Below are 2,357 nucleotides of genomic sequence, written 5' to 3' on the forward strand. Positions count from 1 at the left end.
CCAGCCTGAGCAACGCCGACTGGCGGCGTGATGCCTCGGACGGCCAGTGGCATCGCCAGGTCAAGACCGATATCTCCGGAGCCAACGATCGCGGGAGCTACATACAGGAAACCGCCCTGCCGCCCCGCGCTGCGGAGCTCGACGCGCAAGCGCAGGACGTCATCGGCCGCAACATCGCCAACAGTCCCGGCGCGATCGCTGCGCGCTACGAACTGGCGCACCACCGCAGCGGCTGGGCGGCCGATGGCCTGCCAATGTCGCCAGCGGTGCAGCAGGCGCTGCCCGACCCGGATGCGTTGACCGCTTCAGACGGCCAGCGCTACTACCGCGACATCGAAGGCCAGTGGACCAGCAACGGCGCCCCACCCGATGGCAACCGCTTGCTGGAACTGGAGACCACGCGCGCGATGCTGCAACCGGCACTGGCCGAGCAGGCGCAGGCGATTGCCGCCATCCGCCAATCGCCGCAAGACATACAGGGCGAGCAGACGCTCTACCGCTACCGCATCGTCGGCACCGAGTTGCAGCCGCAATGGCGTGAAGCGATCGAACTGGCGACGCAACGCACCCGCGAGGCAGAGGGACTAACGGGAGATGGCGCGATGCAGTTGCGGCGCGGCCCTGGTGGAAGCTTCGGCGCCGATAGCCCGATTGCGCATCTGCAACGCGGCCCCGATGGCGTAGAGCGTATTGCAGCAGTCACCAGCACCGAGGACATCCGCCAGGCACTGCAGGAGGTACAGGCGCGGCAGAACCCAGCCTTGCCGATACAGCAGCTGGCCTCTGCGCCTCGCTCATCGGACGGATCCGCAGATGCGGACACGTCGTCTTCTGCCCCCTCCAACCAGCATGCCCTCGACGTGCAGGCGCGAGGCCAGGCGGCCAGCACCGCGCAGGAGCGTCAGCAGCGGCAGCAGGAGGACCGGCAAGCGCAAGACCAACAGCTGGCGCAGGCACGCGCGCACACGCTGCAGCAGCAGACCTCGCACGAAGACCGAGCGCAGGACGCTCAGGCGCTGCAGGCGCATGCATTGCAGGAGCTTCGCCAGCAAGAGTCGCAACAGCTGGAGCAGCAAGAACGCCAGACACAGGCTGCGCAGCAACGCGAACAAGTCCAGCGGCAGGCGCACGACACCCAACAGCGCGAACAAGCGCAGCAGCAGGCCCAGGAGACTCAGCAGCGCGAGCAGGAAACGCGCCAGGCCCAGGACGCCCAGCAGAGCCAGCAGGAACGCCTGCAGGCGCAGACGGTGCAACATCCCGAGCAACAGCCGGTGCACGCCCAAGCGGCTCCACAACGCGAGCAGGAGCCGGAGAATGAGGCCGTCTCGCGCGAGCCGTCGTCGCTCCATGCGCAAGACACATCGCCGCGCCAACCCGAGCAGCGGTCTACCCCGGATGACGCCACCCAACGGCCCCAGGAGCAGCTGGCAGAGCCTGCGCAAGCACAGGCATCCGACGTAGCGCAGCAGCGGACGCAAAGCCAACAAGCGCAAGAAGAGCGCCCGCAGGAAGTCCAGCAGCAGACAGCGCAGAGCGCGGCGATCGCGCAGACAGCACCGGCTGATCAGCAGCAGGTTGCGGACCTGCACAGCGGCCAACGGTCGATGACGGCGCAAGCCTCGGATGCGCACCAAGATGCACCTGCGCAGCAGCCCGAGCAGCCAGCGGACGCGCGCCTGGCCCAGGCGGCGACCACGCCTTCCGCGCCATCGCTCGCCACCCCGGTGGCCGCAGAACACCGCGACGATCAACAGGCGCACACTCCAAAGGCTCAAGCACCGGAAGCACCAGATCCCCCTGCAGCGCTGCCAGTGTCCGCACACCTCGCGCAAGCGACAGGGACATCCCTGGAAATGCCGACCGCTGGCCGCTCTGCCGACGCAACCGAGGGCGCGACCGATGCGCGCGAGCCGCTTTCTGTGTCCCAGGCAGATAAGCAGGATCGTCCTGCCACTGTGCCCGCCGATCCGGACTCCTGGGAGGAAATAACGCGCTCCATGCGTGAGCTGCGCATCCAACTCGAACAGGATCTCGAAATAGAAAACCGCATCGCAGAAGCGCGGCAGGCGCGCGTGGATCGTGGTGAGCGGCCATTTACCGAGTTGGAGTTGCGTGATGGGTACGATCCGGATGGCCCCTCTGGGCTGAGACCGCCACGCGCCCCGCCGGCAGACACCGCGCCACAACCTCTTACCGCTGGCGAGCAGGAAGATCGGCCGCAGCCCCGGCGTAAAAACATCACCGGCGATCCGGATGTGGACGAGTTGCTGTACGCCATCGATTGCAAGGACGAGCTGGCGATCGAACAGGCCTTAAAACGGGTCGCCAACAGCCCCTACAGCCAGGCCCTTGCC

General features: G+C 67.2%; 1 pseudogene. It reads left to right on the plus strand.

The features are described from left to right. Positions 1–2,357, plus strand: a pseudogene (locus ABS769_RS22305) (hypothetical protein); the annotation flags it as partial.

It is taken from the genome of Xanthomonas hortorum (assembly GCF_040279205.1).
GTDB lineage: Bacteria > Pseudomonadota > Gammaproteobacteria > Xanthomonadales > Xanthomonadaceae > Xanthomonas > Xanthomonas hortorum_F.